The sequence below is a fragment of the Kordiimonas gwangyangensis DSM 19435 = JCM 12864 genome, from assembly GCF_000375545.1.
Classification (GTDB): Bacteria; Pseudomonadota; Alphaproteobacteria; order Sphingomonadales; family Kordiimonadaceae; genus Kordiimonas; species Kordiimonas gwangyangensis.
On the sequence record NZ_AQXF01000002.1, the window covers coordinates 666,033 to 685,359 of the forward strand.

Below are 19,327 nucleotides of genomic sequence, written 5' to 3' on the forward strand. Positions count from 1 at the left end.
TATGCCGAAAGGCACCAGCAAAACACCATTACCGGGACGCCCCACCAAAAGTTCGCGCACAGGCCGGCCTATCATGGCGGCACTCGACCTTCTCGGTCGCCGCTGGACACTCCGTATTATCTGGGAACTTCGGGACGGCGCTGTCGGCTTCCGCGACCTTCAGGCACGCTGCGAAAACATGTCACCGAGTGTGCTCTCCACCCGCCTTGGCGAACTGGCTACAGCAAAAGTTGTCGCGGCAGACGATGACCGCCGGTGGGCCCTCACCGATCACGGCGAAAAGCTGATCAAATCGCTGGGTCCTCTCAACAAATGGGCCGAAGACTGGCGCGTCCTTATCGAACAATCTGAATAAATTTCGGCACTCCGCCCTTGAATGCGGCTACCTGAATGCTACTTTTTTAGTAGCAATTAAACAGGAGTCCTTCATGACCATGTCCCTCGTGCCGCCGCTCACCCCGCCATATGAACCTGATACAGAAGCGATGCTTAAGCGCTGGATGCCACCCGGTGCCCCGTTCGAGCCCCTCGCGCTTTTCCGCAGCCTTGCCAGGAACGATGGCCTGATGACGGCCATGCGCGGGCTTGGCTCATATTTCCTTGGCCCCAAATCCATCCTGTCGGTCAGGTTTCGTGAAATGCTCATCCTGCGCACCTGCGCGAAAGCCGCATGCGAATACGAATGGGGTGTGCATGTCACCGCATTCGCCCGCGAAGCCTCACTCTCCACAGTCGACATTCAGGAACTGACATTCGGCGCATCCGAATCGCCGCACTGGCCAGCGCCTGAGCAAGCTATACTCTCTGCCTGTGATCAGTTGATGGAGACTGCAACCATCGCACCTGCCGTGCGCGAAAAACTGAAGGCGCATTTTGATGAAGCCACCATCCTTGCCATCATCTGCCTTGTTGGCTGGTACCGGCTGATTGCGGGCCTTGCCAATACTGTGTGCGAACAAGGCGAGCCATGGGCAGACACTTTCGCAGCCTACCGATAAAAAACAGGCGCCAAAAGCGTACACAAGCATCTTGCAGCAGGGGGCATTTGCCCCTATAAGGCCAGCTTGATGAGCACGCATTCGACCGGACCGGCACCCTACCCGCGCGCGGAAGTTTCTCCGCCCTCGGGCGAGCTTTTTCCTCACAAACACCTTCTTGGCATCTGGGGCTTGGACCCCACGGCAATCAAGCATCTGCTTGATACAGCTGACGGTTATGCCGAGCAGAACCGGCAGGCAAAAAAGTCTACCGACAAATGTGAGGGATTGACCCAAATCAACCTCTTCTTCGAGAACTCGACGCGAACGCTGATGAGCTTCGAGATCGCGGGCAAGCGCCTCGGCATGGAAGTAACCTCCATGTCCACGGGTACGAGTTCGATCAAGAAGGGTGAAACACTTCTGGATACTGCCGCGACGCTCAATGCCATGCGCCCTGATGTACTGGTAATGCGCCATGCGGACAGCGGTGCGGTGAAGCTTCTCTCTGAGAAAATGGACTGCGCGGTGATCAACGCCGGTGACGGCCGGTCGGAACACCCGACGCAAGCGCTTCTCGATGCCCTCACCATCCGTCGCCGCAAGGGCCGCATCCACGGCCAGACCATCGTGATCTCAGGCGACGTGGCGCATAGCCGTGTTGCGCGCTCAAACATCTACCTCCTCAACGCTATGGGCGCGCGGGTACGCCTTGTTGCACCCTCCACCCTCCTGCCGAAGGATGTGGACCGGCTCGGTGTCGAAATCTGCCACCGCATGGAGGAAGGCCTCGAAGGCGCTGACGTGGTCATGATGCTGCGCCTGCAGCAGGAGCGCATGCAAGGCGCCTTCCTGCCTTCCCTCCGGGAATATTACCAATTCTGGGGCCTGACCCATGAAAAACTCAAATACGCCAAGGAAGACGTACTGGTGATGCACCCCGGCCCGATGAACCGCGGCGTTGAAATCTCCTCCGATGTGGCGGACGACCTTGACCGGTCGGCGATTGAAGAACAGGTGGAAATGGGCGTCGCCGTGCGCATGGCCTGCCTTGACATCCTGACCCGCGGCTTGCGCGAGGAGGACGGACAATGAGCATGACAGCTTACATCAATGCCCGCCTGATCGACCCCGCATCGGGACTCGACACCAAAGGCACGCTCGTCACCGAAGGCGAAAAAATCAAAGCTTTTGGCGCGGATGAAACGGCCCCCGAGGGCGCCAAGGTTGTGGACTGCAAAGGCCGCATCCTGTGCCCCGGTTTTATTGATATGCGCGCCCACCGGGTGGACGCCGAAGCCGCGCTCAAGGGTGGCATCACCACCGTCATCCTGCAGCCGGACCAGACCACGGTGATCGACACCGACGCGGTTGTGGAGCGTATCCGCCGCCGCTCGGAAGACAGTGAAACCGTGAACGTATTCCCCATGGGCACCGCCACACGCGGCATGCAGGGAAGCCAGATCGCCGAGATCGGCCAGATGATGCAATCGGGCGCCGTGGGCTTTACCGACTGCCGCACGCCTGTGTCCGATAGCCAGGTTATGCGCCGCCTGCTCGAATACTCGGGCCACTTTGATGCACTTATCGTTCAGTTCGCCGAGGACAAGAGCCTCGCAAGTGGCGCTGTCGCGCACGAGGGCGAAATCGCGACGCGGCTTGGCCTTTCCGGTGTGCCAGCTGCCGCTGAGGTTATTCAGATTGAGCGTGACTGCCGCCTCGCTGAATTGACGGACGCCCGTATCCACTTCGCGCTGATCTCATCCCGTGAAGGGGTGGACGCCATCCGCTCCGCCAAGAAACGTGGTGTGCGCGCCACCTGCTCGGTCGCGCCGCATTATCTGCACCTCAACGATAACGCGCTTGAAGGCTACCGCACGTTTGCCAAGGTGCGCCCGCCGCTGCGCTCGGAAGAGGACCGTTTGGCGCTGATCGCCGGCCTTGCGGACGGCACCATCGACACGCTCGTATCGGACCATGACCCCAAAAGCGCGGACGTGAAGCGCCTGCCCTTTGGTCAGGCCGCTGAAGGTGTTGTCGGATTTGAGACCATGCTGCCGCTAGCGCTCGCACAAGTGCATGCGGGCAAGCTTGAGCTCATGACGCTCCTGCGCGCGCTCACCAGCACACCAGCTGACCTCCTGCGCCTGCCCATGGGCCGCCTCAAGGAAGGTGTGCAAGCTGACCTTGTGATCTTCGACCCGGAGAAACCATGGCGTATCTCGCAAGATGATCTGGTCTCGAGCGCGAAGAACATGCCATTTGACACGCTCCCGGTTCAGGGGCAGGTTTGGCAGACGGTGGTGGCAGGGAAGCCACTTTATACCGCTGCCTGAAGGTAACGCGATGCGCAGGGTAATGCGCAGGGGAGATCGCAGATGAGCTTTACAATCGAGACCGGCATTGTCCTTATCCTGAGCTATCTTCTGGGCGCGGTGCCATTTGGCCTTGTGTTCACCCGTATGGCTGGCCTTGGGGATATCCGTGATATCGGCTCGGGCAATATTGGCGCGACGAACGTGTTGCGCACCGGGCGCAAGGACCTTGCGCTCGCGACCCTCGTGCTGGATGCAGGCAAGGCAGCAATCGCTGTGCTCATCACCCGCCACTTCATCTCGCCAGAGCTTGCGCCGCTTGCAGGTGCTGCGGCCTTCATTGGCCACTGCTTTCCGGTCTACCTTGGCTTCAAGGGCGGCAAGGGTGTTGCCACATTCATGGGCACACTGTTCGCCATATCATGGATGCTCGGCCTTGCCACGGCTGGCATCTGGCTACTGTCCGCCGCGATCTTCCGCATCTCATCGCTATCCGCGCTGGTCGCGTCGCTGCTCGCACCGCTTGTCAGCTATTATCTGATCGGGCCGGACACATGGCTGCCAATCGCCTTCATGACCCTGGTCATCTATATCCGTCACAAGACGAATATTGAGCGTATTCTTCGCGGTGAAGAGCCGAAAATCGGCAAAAAAGACAAATAGTCTTTTTCCAATTCCATTGACAGGCGCGCACTTTCGCGCCAGTCTCACCCCATGAACAAAACGGAAACATTTGGGGAGTTTTCGCATTCTGAGCGGCTGGCGCGTCTGCGCCTCATCCGTACAGACGGCATTGGCCCCATCCTGTTTCGCAATCTGATCGAACGCTACGGCAGCGGTACAGCCGCGCTGGACGCCCTACCCTCCCTCCTCGCCAAACGCAAACGCGGCGGTAGTGTCGCGACAAAAGACGCGTGTGAGCGGGAGCTTGAAGCCGCGCACAGATTGGGTGCACGCACAATCTTTCATGGCGAGGCGCTCTACCCTTACCGGCTTGCTGCGACGGGGGATGCGCCGCCACTACTGCATACCCTTGGTTCGCACGACCTCATCTCACCGCCCGCTTCGCTTGGGATCGTGGGTGCGCGCAACGCCAGCATCAATGGCCAGAAACTGACGCGAATGATTGCAGGCGCGATGGCTGATGCGGCGGTGACCGTTATCTCTGGCCTCGCGCGCGGTATTGATACGGCGGCCCACGCAGCATCACTGGAAGGCGGCACCGTCGCCTGTGTGGCTGGCGGGCTTGATGTGATTTACCCGCGCGAGAACACGGAACTTTTCCATAAAATTGCCGAACGCGGCCTTGTGGTTAGCGAAATGCCGCCCGGGACCCAGCCACAGGCACGGCATTTCCCGCGCCGCAACCGCATCATCTCTGGCCTGTCAGATGGTGTGCTGGTCGTGGAAGCGGCGGAGCGCTCCGGCTCGCTCATCACAGCGCGTTTTGCGCTGGAGCAAGGCCGCGATGTGTTTGCTATACCCGGCTCGCCGCTTGATGCCCGTGCGCGAGGCTGCAACAAGCTGATCAAGGACGGCGCCTCGCTCGTACAGGATGCAGAAGACATCTTTGCGGAACTGACTCCCATCAAACCGGATACCCCTGTCATTCGTATACGCACGACAACGCCAACCGCTGAGACATTGCCTGCTACCGACAATGGCGCACCTGAAGCCGGTGGCAACATCCTCGACTTCCTCAGCCACACCGCTGTACATGTGGATGAGGTGATCAGGATAAGCGGCATGCGCGCTGATGAGGTGCTGGTCGCGCTCATGGAGCATGAGATCGCGGGCGAAATAACCCGTCACGCAGGCGGAAAAGTCAGCCTCGCATGAGGTTTCCGCCGCACTTTAATTACAGGGCCATATACAAGAAGGCATTGCAATCTGCGCGGCTTCGAACTAGGTGATGGGCAGAAGGTCCACCTGACACGCACGTAACCAGCAAGGATAGGGACAGACGGACGTATGAACGTCGTTATCGTAGAATCACCCGCTAAAGCGAAAACCATCAACAAGTATCTTGGTAAGGATTACAAGGTGTTGGCCAGTTTTGGTCACGTCCGCGACTTGCCTGCCAAGGACGGCTCCGTAAAGCCCGATGAGGACTTTGCGATGGATTGGGTCGTTGACCGTGATTCGAACAAACGCCTCACCGACATCGCAAAAGCGGTGAAAGACGCCGACCGCCTCTATCTCGCGACTGACCCCGACCGTGAAGGGGAAGCAATCAGTTGGCACGTGCTTGAGGTGCTGGCGAAAAAACGCGCCCTCAAGGGCGTGGAAGTCAAACGTGTGGTCTTTAACGAGATCACCAAATCCGCGATCCTGAAGGCGATGGCCGAACCGCGCGAGCTTGATACAGAGATGGTCAACGCCTATCTCGCCCGCCGCGCGCTTGATTACCTTGTGGGCTTTACCCTGTCGCCGGTTCTGTGGCGCAAGCTGCCGGGCGCACGTTCGGCTGGCCGTGTGCAGTCCGTCGCCCTCCGCCTTGTCTGTGAGCGTGAGAGCGAGATCGAGAAATTCCGCGCGCAGGAATACTGGTCCATCGAGGCTGCGCTGAGCGCAAGCGGTGACCGTTCGCTCATCGGCCGCCTCTTCGCCATGAACGGCGAGAAGATCAAGAAGTACGGCATCAGTAACGAGGCAGAGGCCAAGACGGCAGCCGCGCTGGTGGAACGCACGCCGCTGACGGTCACGTCGGTTGAGCGCAAGCCTGCCCGCCGCCACCCGCAGCCGCCGTTCACCACATCGACCCTGCAGCAGGAAGCCGCACGCAAGTATGGCTTCCCGGCCAACCGCACCATGCGTGTGGCGCAAAGCCTTTATGAAGGTAAGTCCATCGGCGGTGAGGTTACGGGTCTTATCACCTATATGCGTACGGATGGCGTGACCATCGCACAGGAAGCGCTGAACGCGACCCGCGCGGTGATTGAAGACCGTTTTGGCAAGAAATTCCTGCCGGATAGCCCACGTGTTTATAAAACCAAGGCGAAAAACGCCCAGGAGGCGCACGAAGCCATCCGTCCGACCGACCCGATGCGCAAACCCGCTGATGTTGCCCATGCGCTCGACAGTGACGAACAGAAGCTCTATGAGCTGATCTGGCGCCGGACGATCGCGAGCCAGATGGAAAGCGCCCAGCTTGAGCGCACGACGGTAACCATCCTTAACAAGGACCAGTCGGCCGAGCTGCGCGCAACCGGTACAGTCATCCAGTTTGAAGGCTTCCTGTCAGTCTATCAGGAAGGCAAGGACGATGACGGTGACGAGGAAGACACCCGCCTGCCGCAGATGAAGGAAGGCGAAGTCCTGACGCTTGATAGCGTCACGCCGAAGCAGCACTTCACCGACCCGCCGCCACGCTTCACTGAAGCCTCGCTGGTGAAACGCCTTGAAGAGCTCGGCATTGGCCGCCCATCCACATATGCATCCATCCTCACGGTACTGCGTGAGCGGAACTATGTGCATATGGAGCGCAACCGCTTCATCCCCGAGGATAAAGGCCGCCTTGTAACCGCCTTCCTCGAGAAATTCTTCCAGCGCTATGTGGAATATGATTTCACCGCGAACCTTGAAGAACAGCTCGACCATATCTCAGCTGGTGAAGAAGAGTGGAAAGAAGTCCTCAAGGAATTCTGGGCCTCCTTCAAGCCGCGCACCGAAGAAATCCTTGGGGTTCGTAACGCCGAAGTCATTGATGCGCTTGATGAATATCTCGAGCCCATGCTGTTCGCAGAAACCGAAGACGGCAAGGACCCGCGCAAGTGCCCGAGCTGCGAAAACGGCCGCCTTGGCCTCAAGACCAGCCGTTATGGCGCTTTTGTCGGTTGTTCCAACTATCCGGAATGTGGCTATACCCGCCCGTTCGGCAGCAATGGCGAAGACGGTGAAGGCGCTGACGAGCCAGCCAATCTGGGTGATGATCCCGAGACCGGCGAGCCAATCAGCGTACGCACAGGTCGTTTTGGTCCCTACATTCAGGTGGGTGAAGCCCAGAAGGGCGAAAAACCGAAGCGCGCCAGCATCCCGAAGGATATGGATGCAGCGAGCCTGAGCCTTGAGAAGGCGCTTGCGCTGCTCTCGCTCCCGCGTGAAGTGGGCACACACCCTGAGACCGGCAAGCCGATCACTGCTGCCATCGGCCGCTACGGCCCCTATGTGGCGCATGACGGCACGTTCGGTAAACTCGCCTCCACTGAGGAAGTGTTCAATGTGGGCCTCAACCGCGCTGTAGCCCTGCTCGCGGATGCTGCAGCAAAGAAAGGCGGCAGCGCCAAGACCGTGCTGAAGGAACTGGGCGAACACCCGGATGACGGCGACGCGGTCCGCGTGCTCGATGGTCGCTATGGCCCTTATGTGAACCACAAGCGCACCAACGCGACGCTCCCCAAAGGCACCGAGCCAGAGAGCGTGACGCTGGAACAGGCGCTCGGATGGCTCGCGGAAAAAGCGGGCAAGAAAAAAGCCCCGGCGAGAAAGAAAAAGAAAGCGTCCTGACCGGGCGCTTTTTTTGAAGCATAATCCCTTACGCGCTACACTCGCGTAAAAGAAAGGACCCGCCCTTGGCGAAATACGAACCCGGCCAGCTTCCCAGTCGTGAAGAAGTGATGAACTTCATCCGCACCTTTCCGGGTGGCAAAGTCACAAAACGGGATATCGCCCGCGCCTTTGGCGTGAAGGGGCCAGATAAGGTTTTCCTCAAGAAACTGATCCGCGAGTTGACGGACGACGGCATGCTGACAAAAGATGTCGGGCAATCCCTGCGCCCGGCTGACCGCTTGCCCGGCGTGCAAGTTGTTGAATTCGCGGGCCTCACGAACGAAGGTGATGCCGTCGTTAAACCGGTGAACTTTGAGGGTGAAGGCAAACCGCCGCGTATTTTCCTCAGTGCCAAGAAGGGCAAAAAGCCCGGCCCGGCCATGGGACCTGGTGACCGAGCACTTGTACGCCTTACCTGCGTGAAAGACGAGCCACCTGTCTACCGTGCGTCTGTGCTCAAGATATTGAAGCCGGCACCTGCGTCGATCATGGGGGTGTTTCATGGCGGCCCCAATGGTGGTCGCATCCACCCGACCGACAAGAAAAACCGGGATGAATACTGGGTTGACCAAGGCGATGTGAACGGCGCGGTTGAGGGTGAGCTTGTGCTTGCCGAACCCGTTCCCTCCCGCAAGCACATGGGTGCAAAACGTGTGCGGGTGAAAGAGCGGCTGGGCGACGTGTCAGACGCGCGGTCGATCAGCATGATCGCGATCCACAGCCTTGATATTCCTTATGAATTTCCGGAAGACGCGATCCGCGAGGCGGAGAAAGCCAAGCCCGTCACCCTCGGCAACCGCACAGACCTGCGCGACATTCCGCTGATTACCATCGACCCCTCTGACGCGCGCGACCATGATGACGCCATCTGGGCTGAAGCGGACGATAACCCGGATAACCCGGGCGGCTGGCACGCCATCGTCGCCATCGCCGACGTGGCGCACTATGTGAAGACCGACAATGCGCTCGACCGCGAAGCACTGAAGCGCGGCAACAGCTGCTATTTCCCGGACCGCGTGGTGCCTATGTTGCCGGAAGCGCTGTCGGCGGGGCTCTGCAGCCTGATGCCAGGCGAAGAACGCGCCTGCATGGCGGTGCATATCTGGTTCAATAAGGACGGTCAGAAAATCCGCCACAAGTTTGTTCGTGGCCTGATGAAAAGCGCTGCCAACGTCTCGTATGAGCGCGCGCAGGCAGCGCTGGACGGCATGCCGGACGAACTAACCGAACCACTGCTTGAGCCAGTCCTCAAGCCACTCTACGGCACGTTCAAAGCCATCATGAAGGCGCGCGCGAAACGCGCACCGCTTGAACTTGACCTGCCGGAACGCAAAATCCAGCTGGATGACCACGGCCATGTGGCGGCGATCACCCTTCGCGACCGGTTTGATGCTCACAAGATCGTCGAGGAATTGATGATCACCGCGAACGTGTGTGCGGCCGAGGAGCTTGAGAAACACCGTGTGACCGCCATGTACCGGGTGCACGAGGAACCGCCGATGGACAAGATGGAGTCCTTGCGCGAATTCCTTGGCACGCTTGACCTCAACCTGTCGCGCGGCAATGTGATGATGCCGCGGCTGTTCAATGGCATCCTTGAGCAGGTCAAGGGCAGCCCGCACGAGCATATGGTCAACGAGGTTGTGTTGCGTTCGCAAACGCAGGCCTATTATTCGCCAGATAATATGGGCCACTTCGGCCTGGCCCTGCCCCGCTATGCCCACTTCACCTCGCCGATCCGCCGCTATGCCGACTTGATCGTACACCGCGGGCTTATCCGTGCACTTGGCCTCGGCAAGGATGGGCTGACAGATGAGCAGATGGACAAGCTGTCGAGCATTGGTGAGCAGATTTCGAGTACCGAACGCCGTGCCATGGCGGCGGAGCGTGAATCGACCGACCGTTATCTGGCCAACTATCTGGCTGACCATGTGGGCGACGAGTTCATGGGCCGCATCACCGGCGTGACCCGCTTTGGCCTGTTCGTGAGCCTTGAGCCGTCAGGCGGTGATGGCCTGATCCCGATCTCGGAAATCGGCATGGATTTCTATAGCCATGATGAAGCGCACCACCGCTTGGTGGGTGAAAGTTCTGGCGAGGAATTCAAGCTTGGTGACCGCATCAAGGTGCGGCTGACGGAAGCCAACCGCTTCACAGGTGGGCTGAAACTCAATCTGGTGCGCGAGGATGAAGATATCCCGGGCCTCACGTCCCGCAAGCAGCATAAGAAGCTCGGTGCGCGTCACGCACGTTCAGGCGGTCGCCCGGCGCGGGGCCGGGGCAAGCCGTCAGCATCTTCCAAAAAAGCGAAGTCTAGAGGCCGATAAAGGGCTGGAACATGCGCCCGACAAAGCTGTGCAACTTGATGGGCGCATCGGTCACCGCAAGGCAGATACAATCCTCACCCTCATCAATGATCGGCTGGTGGTGCGTATCCTCAGGCCCCGCCACTTCCATCATGCCGGGCGTGTAGTGCGCATCGCCAACCTTGTAGCCGCCGGTCAGCACAAGCGTGAACTCAAGACCCCGGTGGTCGTGGAACGGCATTTCCGTACCGCCCTTCGCGCGCAGTAGCCACAGGCGCTCACCATTCTCATAGGTTTTGAGCATCAGCTTTTTCATGCCCGGCCCCATAAAGCCCCACTTGAGCTCGTCAAAGCCCTTGCCAAGAAGTGCCGCGAGCGGCGCCGGCATACGGGGGTCCGTGAACGCAGGAGCAGTAGGCTTAACCGAGCTCGGCTCGTCTTCAAGCGCTTCAATGGCTTTGAAAGCATCATCAAGCGCGCCAACAGAAAGCCGGGCGGGCACGACACCCTCAAGGAGCACACCACCCACGGCTTCAGCATCCGCGATACGCTCTTTCATCTCGTCATGATATTCCGCGTGGCAAGCCACCACGAGCGCCTGCGCCTCCGTGAGTGCGCCTGCTGCATAGGAAACCAGCCATTCATCGGGCAGAAGACCTGTATGTGCCGTCATGCCATATCCCTCAACTCTTTACGCAGGGCCTCAAAGGCGATCCTGATCCTTGATTTAACGGTTCCGAGCGGCAACTCCAGCTCTGCCGCGATTTCGGAATGTGATTTCTCGTGATAGAAAGAAAGCTCTATCACCTGCTTTTGCGCGGGTTTCAACTCCGCCATGGCAGCCGACACCCGTTCGGCATATTGCCGCTGCAGGGTTGGAGTATCGGTCTGTTCCGGTGCAACCATATGGGCTACATGATCGTCCGCATCCACCTCGGTATATTTCTGTTTGCGCGTGTGATCGATAAAGCGGTTCCGGGCCACACGGAAAAGCCATGTGGACAGCCGCGCTTTCTCGGGGTCAAACTGCACCGCCTTGCGCCACAGCGTGACCATCACCTCCTGCGCGATATCCTCGGCTTTCTCGTCATCGAGGCCCAAAGTCATCAGATACGACTTCAGGCGCGGTGCATAATGCGAGAAGAGCTCAGCAAATGCGGAGCGGTCGCGGTGCTCCGCGATACGCAGCACCAGCATTTCATGCGAGGCAGCTGTGTCTTTCCGTGCGCTGAAAATATTCCTTACCTCACCAGATTGCGGTTTGACCGCTTCCAGCGAAGCACCTGCCCTCTCTTCTGTCAAGCGCCGCACGGCCATCTTGCCGCACGGCGCATCCTTGGGGGCTGCAATATTTTCGGGCGTTTTTGCCATCATGCCTCTTTTACGCTGGCATTTGACATCCGGACCACTCGATAATTAAAAAAAAGCGGCCCCGAATGGGACCGCCTTCTGAATGGTTTTCTCGCCTGAGATCAGCTATCAGCCATCATGCGCCAATAGTCAGTCAGTTCCATCATGGTACGGATGGCAAGCTCTTCACCGACGCGCTGTTCGCTATAACCCTCGACCTCATAATATTCCTTGAAGCCATTGCGTGTCGCTTCATATTGCTTCACTTCACGGGTCGGCGGCATGGCGTCGCTATACATGCTGGTGATGGTTTCGCCGGTCTCGATCTGAACGACATTCACCTGGAACGCGAGGCCGCTTTCGCTCTCCGCACTCGGCGCGAGCAGCACCTCGATCATATAGTCTGCCTTGCCAAGCATGGCGTTGATCTCGATGGCGTGGGTGTTCACCTGCTCGTTGGACTGCGCGCCGGCACCTTCGACACGGTTGATCATGTCACGGTCAATCAGGCGGGCGCCGCCCTTGATCATCAGGTTCTTGAAGCCGCCCTGCACTTTCCAGTTCAGGATTTCCTCAAGGTTTTTACGCGCCTGATCTTTATTGAGGCGCACAGTACCGCTGTAATCATAGGCCTGCGCGGAAACACTACCCGGATTGCCGCGGACCGTGTCACGCACTTCGCGCTCACCATGCAGCTGACCATTATAGTGGGTGTGCATGTTGGTCGTGGTCGTACGCTCACGCGTCACTTCAGGCGTGCGTACTTCAAGGCCGCGGGCTTGATAGTCAATATAGTAGGTGACAACTTCGTCCGAGAGATCGCGGTTCCAGAAGACGACAAAGCGCGGGCGTTTGACCCGCTTGTTTTCTTCGCGGAAAGCGTTGATCGCCGGGGTTGGGTCAGGAAGTGGCTCGACTTCCCGCGGGGTCAGGACCGCTGGCACACCTTGCCGCATCTCCTGCGCCGCCTGAACATTTTCCGGCCCGGCAATCAGAACTGCCGACAGGACTGCAAGGCTTGCACCACCGATCATGCGTTTCATGACTATTCCCCTTCATCCACTTCAATGAGGTAGTAGCCGATATCCATGGAGGTGGACATCTCGCTATAGACAGCCGTTGATTTGGGCTGCAGGAACACACGCTGCCAAGCGGTTTCCGGCTCTGCCGGGAACTGGTCCGGGTCAAGGAAAGAGGTGCGCACAAGCACTTCCTGCGGATAGTCAGTACAGTTGATGAGCCGCGCCATCACCTCAAGCGTGCCGGTATCCGTGCGACGGGCGAAAACCGCCTGCGGCAGGATCTTCTTGGCGATGTTCTTATCAATGATCTGGATAGAATTGAGCGCGATTGGCGTCATCGTACCCGGCACGCCGGAAACGATGGCCGGGCCCGATGGGCCCAGCCTTTTGAAACCACGAAAATCGCACTTAACAACCTTCTGAGCACTTGCACTGCCAGTCATCATCACGCTGGACGCGAGAACTGCCGACACTGCAACCACAAACGGTTTCAAGAGTTTTTTCATCACTCGGCTCCCATGACCTCACCCGGCGTTTCAGCGTTAAGCCAGGTGCGGAAGGCAACATCCATGCGCTGGACGGCTTCCGGTTGTTTACGCATTTGGTTCCAGTCAAGGCGCGCACCTGGGCTGGATTCACCCACCGCAGTTGCGGACCGCGAACGTGTCCAAACCACGGTACAGGCATCACCGCCAGCAACCATGGCCGCGCTTTGCATTTCTGGGATTTGTGCACCAGTGCCGGAGAATTCAGCACCGTAGACATAACCATTACCCGGCGCTTTGTCGGTCGCGACCGAGACAAAGTGCGGGAGGTTATCCCACTGGCGGGTGTCTGCTTCCGGTTTCGCAGCCTCAGACGCGGCACCGAACAGGCCACCGATGAGCGCGATACCAGCACCCACAAGCGCCGTATCGCTGTTGCCGCCATAAAGACCAGCAAGTGCTGTTACCGTACCGGCTGTGTTCATCGCGTTGCCAACAGCTGCCGTCGTTTCCTTGAACTGGGCCTTGCCCTCAAGGATACCGTCAACCGGGCGACCGCCGCGGGTGGAGGCCTGGAAGTAGATGTCCTCTACCACATAGGCTGCTGGTGAAGCATGAACCACGCCGCTGTCTGCATTCACAACAATCGGCTGGGCTGAGGTCTCGCCAAACTGCTGGTCCGGACGGAACTTGAGGATTTCCTTGTATTGGCCATCACCGAACTTGACCGGGGCAGCACCAAGCTCGGTCACAAACAGCATGTTGTGATCTGGCGCGGGCGCGGTCAGCCCTTCACGAAATTCTGCGGCTTTGGCGTAAGATTCGTCGCCGCTGCGGCCCTGACATTGAAGCGCCCAACCATCAAGATAGTTGAGAAGCGCGAAGTCAGCCTGAAAATCCTCGGCTTCAGAAACGGTGTCCTGATATTCGCCGGAACGGAACATGGCGCGGGCGTTTTCATAGTCATCACGCGCAAGATACAGGAGGCCACGATAGTAGTAGGCCATGGCGCGCTCATAGGGCTCGCCCTTGTATTCTTTTACACTTTCCGCCTGGAATTTGGACTTGGCCGCTTTTGCCTGATCATTGTCGGCAAAGATCGCTTCGATCTTGTCGATCGAACGGTCGAACGCCCATTCAGCATGGTCAAGGTAACCGAGTTCCATGGCGGCAAGGCCAAGGCGGTTGAAGTTCAGCACCGCATTACGCTCACCTTCAATGAAAAGGCTGCGGTAATAAGGCTGCAAAGGCTCCGGACGGCTTTCAACATACAGTCGGGTATCCGCAGGATACGGGCCCATGCCGTAGGTTTTCCGAAGGTTTTTCTCAAGCTTCGCCACTTCCTTGTCGTAGTCCTTGCTGGCCTTCTTGTTGGCCTTCTGGATCGACTTCAGTTCAGATTTAACGGTTTTTAGTTCAGCTTTGAGTGCTTTTTTATCTTCCTTGCTCAGGTCCTTTTGCTTGAGGGCGCCTTGCAGCTCCTCATAGCGCGCGGACAGGCTTTGCTCCTGCTGAATAGCTTCAGCAGAGATTGGCGGGTTAGCGCGCAGCTCCAGAAGGCGCTCGCTATCCTCGGCATAAGCGGTTTGGAAGAACAGAACACTCGCAACGGCAATGGCCGAAATTCGGCCAGCAGAGATCGTCATCGCTCGACTCCTTTGGCGACTAGTTAGAACAGAACATAAGAAAAAAGGCGGCAACCCCTTGCCGCCCTGTACAAATTTTAGCGATAGACTACGTCGTCCGCGGCAGCTTTGGAAAGCTCGTACATGCCGCTCCAGACGATCACGCCACGCTCAAGATCCACCATTTCAAAGGTGATCTGCGTATAGCGCTGAACCATACCGGTCCGTGCATCGCGGCTGTCAGCCGATGCGATCGTGCCACCAAGACGGTAGTCACCACCTGCTTGCGCTGCGGTCATGCCGCGGGTGCCGGTATCAACCACACCATCACGCTTCAGGTTGCGTTCATGCTGAACCATGTTCGAATAGTTGCGGCCCACAAATACCATGCGGCCCTGCGACGCACGGTTCAGGTTTACCCGAAGCCGGTTCGTGATCAGGTCCTTGTTGATACGCTGGGTGCTGTCATTCATGAAGAACTCGCTATCCACGATAACTTGCGGCGGGTTGGCCGCGTTGGCAAGCATCGGGTTAGCAAGCATGTCCCGCATCATGCGGTCCGTCATGGATTGAATATCGTTGGACTCGATACCCACACCAGCAACGGCACCCTGACGACCAGGGTCTTGGTTGATTGTAGAGACGCCCGGCGAATTGTCAGTACCGCAAGCGGCAAGCAACAGGGCAATTGTGGATGCGCACGCACACTGCGTTACGCGTTTCCAAGAAGCGCGATTAAAGGTCATAAACCTCCCCCATCAAAGCGTTAGCTGTAAAAAACGCTAGCGACGATTTAAATATAATTCAAGTCATCAAAAATTTAGGTACCTATTACTTGAAGCTTTTCAGCATAAAGTTGAAAGAAGGCAACACTTGTGGGCGTTGAAAACGACATCTGTGTCGTGCAACAAAGTAATACTGATTTTTGACGTTAGGCCGCTACCGAGTCTTATGGTCGCATACCCAACGAATCATACAGGATCGAATTAATGGAAGATGGCACAGCAAACTTCATGTCGGCCGTTGGCCTGTGCGAAATCAGCTGGACCAATCACGGCGTTTGCCGATTTAGGCTGCCTGACATCGCACAGTCGGCGCAATCTGGCGCAGGAGACGGGTACCATCAGTTGCCGGCTGATATTCCTGCAGATATCCTTCTGGTCATAGATGCCGCGCGGACACTTCTGGATGGTGCCGATATCGATCTTTCCAACACCCGGCTGGACTTACGCAAGGTCTCGGCCTTCAACAAACGGGTCTATGCCGAAGCGCTCAAAATTCCGCACGGCAAGACCATTACCTACGGTATGCTTGCGTCAGCGATTGGCGACAAGGGTGCCGCGCAAGCCGTTGGTCGTGCGCTTGGCGACAACCCTATTCCGCTGATCATCCCCTGCCACCGCATTGTTGCAGCAAACGGCGCCATGCACGGCTTCTCTGCCCCCGGCGGTGTAGCTAGCAAGCGCAGGCTTCTGGAGATTGAAGGTGCGATAGAGCCTGAGCCGCCTACCCTGTTCGATTTCGCGGACATGTAAATCCTCCCCGGCTTCCATGACGCAGCATTTTCTGCTACCCGGGAAGGGTGATGACGGGGGACACAGCCATGGTAGCGAACAAGAATACCATTACCATCAAAGCGCACCTGCAAGTGTGGGTCTTCCTTGATGAAGACTGCAACATCATGCTTGAGCGCAACGTGAAGGTAGGTGACCCGCGTGGTATCGCATCAAGTAAAGACTTCTGGTACCTGCCCGGCTATGTAAGGACCGATCCACTGTCAAAAGAACATGCGGCGCTTGACGCGCTCTGGAAAGAACAGCGTGACCGCCTTTACGCACATGACTGCACATCATTCCTCGAGAGTTTGGATGTGCAGGCAAAAGGCTTTGAGCACCGCGAAACCTACCTTGCCCACGTACGGCTATGGCTTCAGGCTTATTATGTCTACCATCACGATGACGTGCCGCTCGCGCCCACGCCGGGGTCCGAGCGCAAATTTCTCTCGCTGGAGGACGCCATGGTGCACTACCCGGTCGGTTTTCAGGACCGGGCGGTGATCGCAATCTTCATGGAACACATGCGCTGGTAGGCCCTATTCGCCCCAGATGTTCTCGTAATAACGCAGGAAGTTGAGGCCGAGCACCTTCTCGATGCGTGCCGTGCTATGGCCACGGGCCAGCATCATATCCGCAAGCTTCTGGAACTGGCCCGGCCCCTGAAGGTCAGGAATGAAGGGTACCACGCCCGGTTTTTCGCCCTTGGCGGAAATGCCCGCAGCCTGGCGGCGTTTGATCTCGTTATCAATTACAGCGCGGTAGCCTTCTAGGTCATCCACCGCTGTGGTGCCGCCATCGGTACCGATGCCTACATGGTCCTCACCACATACCTTGATGGCATGTTCGATATGGAGGACCACATCCATTGCATTGGGGAAACTGTCTTCCTTGAGGAAGGGCATGAAATAGATGCCCACAACGCCACCCCTCTCAGCCACAAGGCGCAGTTCCTCATCCGTCTTGTTGCGCGGCAGGTTCGCCAGCGCGCGGCAGCCGGTATGGGAGATGCAGATGGGCGCCTTTGAAGCGCGCACGGCATCAAGGCAGGTTTGTTCGCCACTGTGGCTCAGATCCACCGCCACACGTGCGTCGTTCAGGCGTTCGACCACCTCGCGGCCAAAGTCGGTCAGGCCCTTGTTCTCCGCTTCCATGCTGCCATCGCCAATCTGGTTGCGTACATTATAGGTCAGCTGGATGATTTTCACGCCAAGCCCCGCGAAGGTGTCGGCGCGCGCGGCATCGTCGCCCATCATCGCGGCGTTCTGAAAGCCCATGATGATGCCCACCTTGCCTTCCGCTTTGGCCCGGCGGATATCCGCCGCCGACCAGACCTTGAGAAGCTTGTTATCATAGCGGCGAATGCGGCGGTTCCAGTTGGCAATTTCCTGCACACTGTAGGCAAAGGGGTCCATGTCGCCCGATACATAACCAAGTGTCATGTTGATTGCCGTGGTGCCCGAGGCGATCATGTCCTCAAGCGCGCGTTCGTCAAGGCTGATGCCAGCTTTCGCCATCACCGGGTTGCCGGTTTCTTTCTTCTTCTGGAAATTGGCAAGCCGTACATTGGGGTTTGAAATACCGCCAAGGTTATTGATCAGGATTGCGTCCTTGAGGCCATTCCAAGTTTCACCGTCCGCGAACGCAGAAACGCTGTCCATGGACGCCATCGGCATTACGGCAAGCCCGGCACCGGCAAGACGGAGGAAATCACGGCGCGCGAGCGCCAGTTTAAGGTCTGTTGTCATGGCTTATTCCCCCACTTCGTCTTTACTGATGCCGTGATAATTCTCACGCGGGTATTCGGCACCGCCCTTCACAGTCAGGATGACGGAGCGCATGTTGGCAATATCCTCAAGCGGGTTCTGCGCAAGGAACACAAGGTCCGCCCGTTTGCCCGGCTCAACCGTGCCGCGGTCGTCCTCCAGCCCCAAAACCTTTGCTCCCACATAGGTGGCGGAGCGGATGACCTGCAGCGGCGGCATATTGGCTTTGTCAGCCAGCACGTCAAACTCATCAAAAAGGGCTGGATATGCTGCATCGAAGGAGAGCATGCCGTCTGTGCCGGTGGAAATATCCACGCCCGCATCAAATGCCGCTTCGGTCAGCTTGCCTGCGAAACCGGCGGGGCAGATACTGCTATCGCGTTTGTCTGCCGGTTTTTCGGCCTCACGAGCCTCCCGGTTTGCATAAAGCCAAACGGTCGCGTCCAGAATGGTGCCACGCGCAAGCATATCCTTATAGATGCCTTCCACCACCGGTGAGCGTGGGTCTAGGGCATCAAAATCAAGCGCCACCTTATGGTGGTAAACGTCAGGCCGCTCGCCTGCGATCTCGAACGCGAGGCGGCAAACATGGGAAATCACATCCACGCCTGCATCCACGACTTCGCTCGGGTACGCCGGAAAGACCATGGAATGCGCCCATATCTTGATACCCTGTGTGTGCGCCTCATCCGTGATGCGGCGCACTTCGTCAGCCGGCAGGTTCGCGTAAATCTTGATGCCCGTAGCCCATGTACCGATGGAGCGCGCGACCGCGAGTTTCATGTCCACTTCCGGTGTGATGGCTTGCATCCATGGCACGGCGCCGGGCACTTCCCCCTCGGCTGCCGCGCCAGGCCTGGGGTCCTGGAAGAAACTTGGGCCCGCCATAAGGGCAGAATAATAAAGGTCCGGCGCGGGGATTTTCTGCAGTCGGCTTTCCCGCGCAAGCTCCGCCAGTGCACGCATATCGCCCGCCATATCCCGCACGCTGGTGATACCGCTATAAATATAGCGCCGCATATAAGCTTTTGCCTTTGTGGCATTGGGGACCGTGGCCAAGTGCACGTGGCTGTCAATCAAGCCCGGCAGCAGATAGTGGCCGCTTGCATCGACAATTTTGGTGCCTTCAGGCGCCTGCTTGCGGAGATCCGCTGATGACGCGACTGCCGTGATGCGGCCATTCTCGATGAGCACCCCCATATCCGGCTGCGGCTCAGCGCCGGTGCCGTCAATAAGCGTGACGCCCACGTAAGCGCGTGCAGGCGCGCCCATTTCCTCTGCCACCGCGCTTGCGGCAACGCCCAACATCAGCGCCGCACACAGCGCCGCCTTTACCCCGCGAACCATAGTCACTCGCTCCCCTGAACTTGATCGGAACCT

General features: G+C 58.2%; 18 protein-coding genes. 10 read left to right on the forward strand and 8 right to left on the reverse strand.

What is annotated here, in order from left to right; genetic code table 11:
• The first annotated feature begins 1 nt into the window (after window position 1).
• From B150_RS0108140 to rnr, 8 genes are all read left to right on the forward strand, one after another.
• Window positions 2-355 (forward strand): winged helix-turn-helix transcriptional regulator, encoded by a 354-nt coding sequence (locus B150_RS0108140; protein ID WP_020399414.1) that lies wholly within the window; start codon window positions 2-4, stop codon window positions 353-355.
• 73 nt (window positions 356-428) lie between these two features.
• Window positions 429-998: a carboxymuconolactone decarboxylase family protein gene (locus B150_RS0108145; RefSeq protein ID WP_020399415.1), complete on the forward strand. Its 570-nt coding sequence runs from the start codon at window positions 429-431 to the stop codon at window positions 996-998.
• Window positions 999-1,067: 69 nt separating this feature from the next.
• Complete coding sequence (locus B150_RS0108150) at window positions 1,068-2,072, forward strand: aspartate carbamoyltransferase catalytic subunit (RefSeq protein WP_020399416.1); 1,005 nt, start codon at window positions 1,068-1,070, stop codon at window positions 2,070-2,072.
• Window positions 2,069-3,313, forward strand: coding sequence for a dihydroorotase (locus tag B150_RS0108155; RefSeq protein WP_020399417.1), 1,245 nt, complete (start codon window positions 2,069-2,071; stop codon window positions 3,311-3,313). The genes B150_RS0108150 and B150_RS0108155 overlap by 4 nt, the downstream gene beginning before the upstream one ends.
• Before the next feature lie 42 nt (window positions 3,314-3,355).
• The gene (plsY, locus tag B150_RS0108160) at window positions 3,356-3,955 is read left to right on the forward strand and encodes a glycerol-3-phosphate 1-O-acyltransferase PlsY (protein WP_020399418.1); all 600 of its coding nucleotides are present in this window, start codon (window positions 3,356-3,358) and stop codon (window positions 3,953-3,955) included.
• A gap of 51 nt (window positions 3,956-4,006) precedes the next feature.
• Window positions 4,007-5,131, forward strand: a complete 1,125-nt coding sequence (dprA, locus tag B150_RS0108165) for a DNA-processing protein DprA (protein ID WP_020399419.1) — start codon at window positions 4,007-4,009, stop codon at window positions 5,129-5,131.
• A gap of 132 nt (window positions 5,132-5,263) precedes the next feature.
• Window positions 5,264-7,798, forward strand: coding sequence for a type I DNA topoisomerase (gene topA, locus B150_RS0108170; protein WP_020399420.1), 2,535 nt, complete (start codon window positions 5,264-5,266; stop codon window positions 7,796-7,798).
• 65 nt (window positions 7,799-7,863) lie between these two features.
• Window positions 7,864-10,167, forward strand: coding sequence for a ribonuclease R (gene rnr, locus B150_RS0108175; RefSeq protein WP_020399421.1), 2,304 nt, complete (start codon window positions 7,864-7,866; stop codon window positions 10,165-10,167).
• Here the strand turns inward: rnr and B150_RS0108180 are convergent.
• The 6 genes from B150_RS0108180 to B150_RS0108205 all read right to left on the reverse strand — a co-directional run bounded on the left by B150_RS0108180 (window position 10,154) and on the right by B150_RS0108205 (window position 15,374).
• The gene (locus B150_RS0108180; RefSeq protein WP_020399422.1) at window positions 10,154-10,819 is read right to left on the reverse strand and encodes a ChrR family anti-sigma-E factor; all 666 of its coding nucleotides are present in this window, start codon (window positions 10,817-10,819) and stop codon (window positions 10,154-10,156) included. The genes rnr and B150_RS0108180 overlap by 14 nt on opposite strands.
• Entirely contained in the window at window positions 10,816-11,517 is a 702-nt protein-coding gene (locus tag B150_RS20210; RefSeq protein ID WP_020399423.1) for a sigma-70 family RNA polymerase sigma factor, read from the reverse strand. Before B150_RS20210 ends, B150_RS0108180 begins: the two co-directional genes overlap by 4 nt.
• A gap of 101 nt (window positions 11,518-11,618) precedes the next feature.
• Window positions 11,619-12,539 (reverse strand): hypothetical protein, encoded by a 921-nt coding sequence (locus tag B150_RS0108190; protein ID WP_020399424.1) that lies wholly within the window; start codon window positions 12,537-12,539, stop codon window positions 11,619-11,621.
• A gap of 2 nt (window positions 12,540-12,541) precedes the next feature.
• Window positions 12,542-13,024 (reverse strand): putative periplasmic lipoprotein, encoded by a 483-nt coding sequence (locus B150_RS0108195; protein ID WP_020399425.1) that lies wholly within the window; start codon window positions 13,022-13,024, stop codon window positions 12,542-12,544.
• Window positions 13,024-14,649 carry a hypothetical protein gene (locus B150_RS20215; protein WP_020399426.1) on the reverse strand — a complete coding sequence of 542 codons (1,626 nt, stop codon included), beginning with the start codon at window positions 14,647-14,649 and terminating at the stop codon, window positions 13,024-13,026. The genes B150_RS0108195 and B150_RS20215 overlap by 1 nt, the downstream gene beginning before the upstream one ends.
• 77 nt (window positions 14,650-14,726) lie before the next feature.
• Entirely contained in the window at window positions 14,727-15,374 is a 648-nt protein-coding gene (locus tag B150_RS0108205) for a penicillin-binding protein activator LpoB (RefSeq protein ID WP_081611368.1), read from the reverse strand.
• Window positions 15,375-15,617: 243 nt separating this feature from the next.
• Here B150_RS0108205 and B150_RS0108210 point away from each other — a divergent pair, with 243 nt between their 5' ends.
• Both B150_RS0108210 and B150_RS0108215 read left to right on the forward strand, forming a co-directional pair.
• Window positions 15,618-16,163: a methylated-DNA--[protein]-cysteine S-methyltransferase gene (locus B150_RS0108210; protein ID WP_020399428.1), complete on the forward strand. Its 546-nt coding sequence runs from the start codon at window positions 15,618-15,620 to the stop codon at window positions 16,161-16,163.
• 50 nt (window positions 16,164-16,213) lie between these two features.
• The gene (locus B150_RS0108215) at window positions 16,214-16,717 is read left to right on the forward strand and encodes a hypothetical protein (RefSeq protein ID WP_020399429.1); all 504 of its coding nucleotides are present in this window, start codon (window positions 16,214-16,216) and stop codon (window positions 16,715-16,717) included.
• Window positions 16,718-16,720: 3 nt separating this feature from the next.
• Here the strand turns inward: B150_RS0108215 and B150_RS0108220 are convergent, their stop codons facing one another.
• The gene (locus B150_RS0108220) at window positions 16,721-17,929 is read right to left on the reverse strand and encodes a dipeptidase (protein WP_020399430.1); all 1,209 of its coding nucleotides are present in this window, start codon (window positions 17,927-17,929) and stop codon (window positions 16,721-16,723) included.
• Between the two features lie 3 nt (window positions 17,930-17,932).
• The gene (locus B150_RS0108225) at window positions 17,933-19,294 is read right to left on the reverse strand and encodes an amidohydrolase family protein (RefSeq protein WP_020399431.1); all 1,362 of its coding nucleotides are present in this window, start codon (window positions 19,292-19,294) and stop codon (window positions 17,933-17,935) included.
• Window positions 19,295-19,327: the final 33 nt, after the last annotated feature.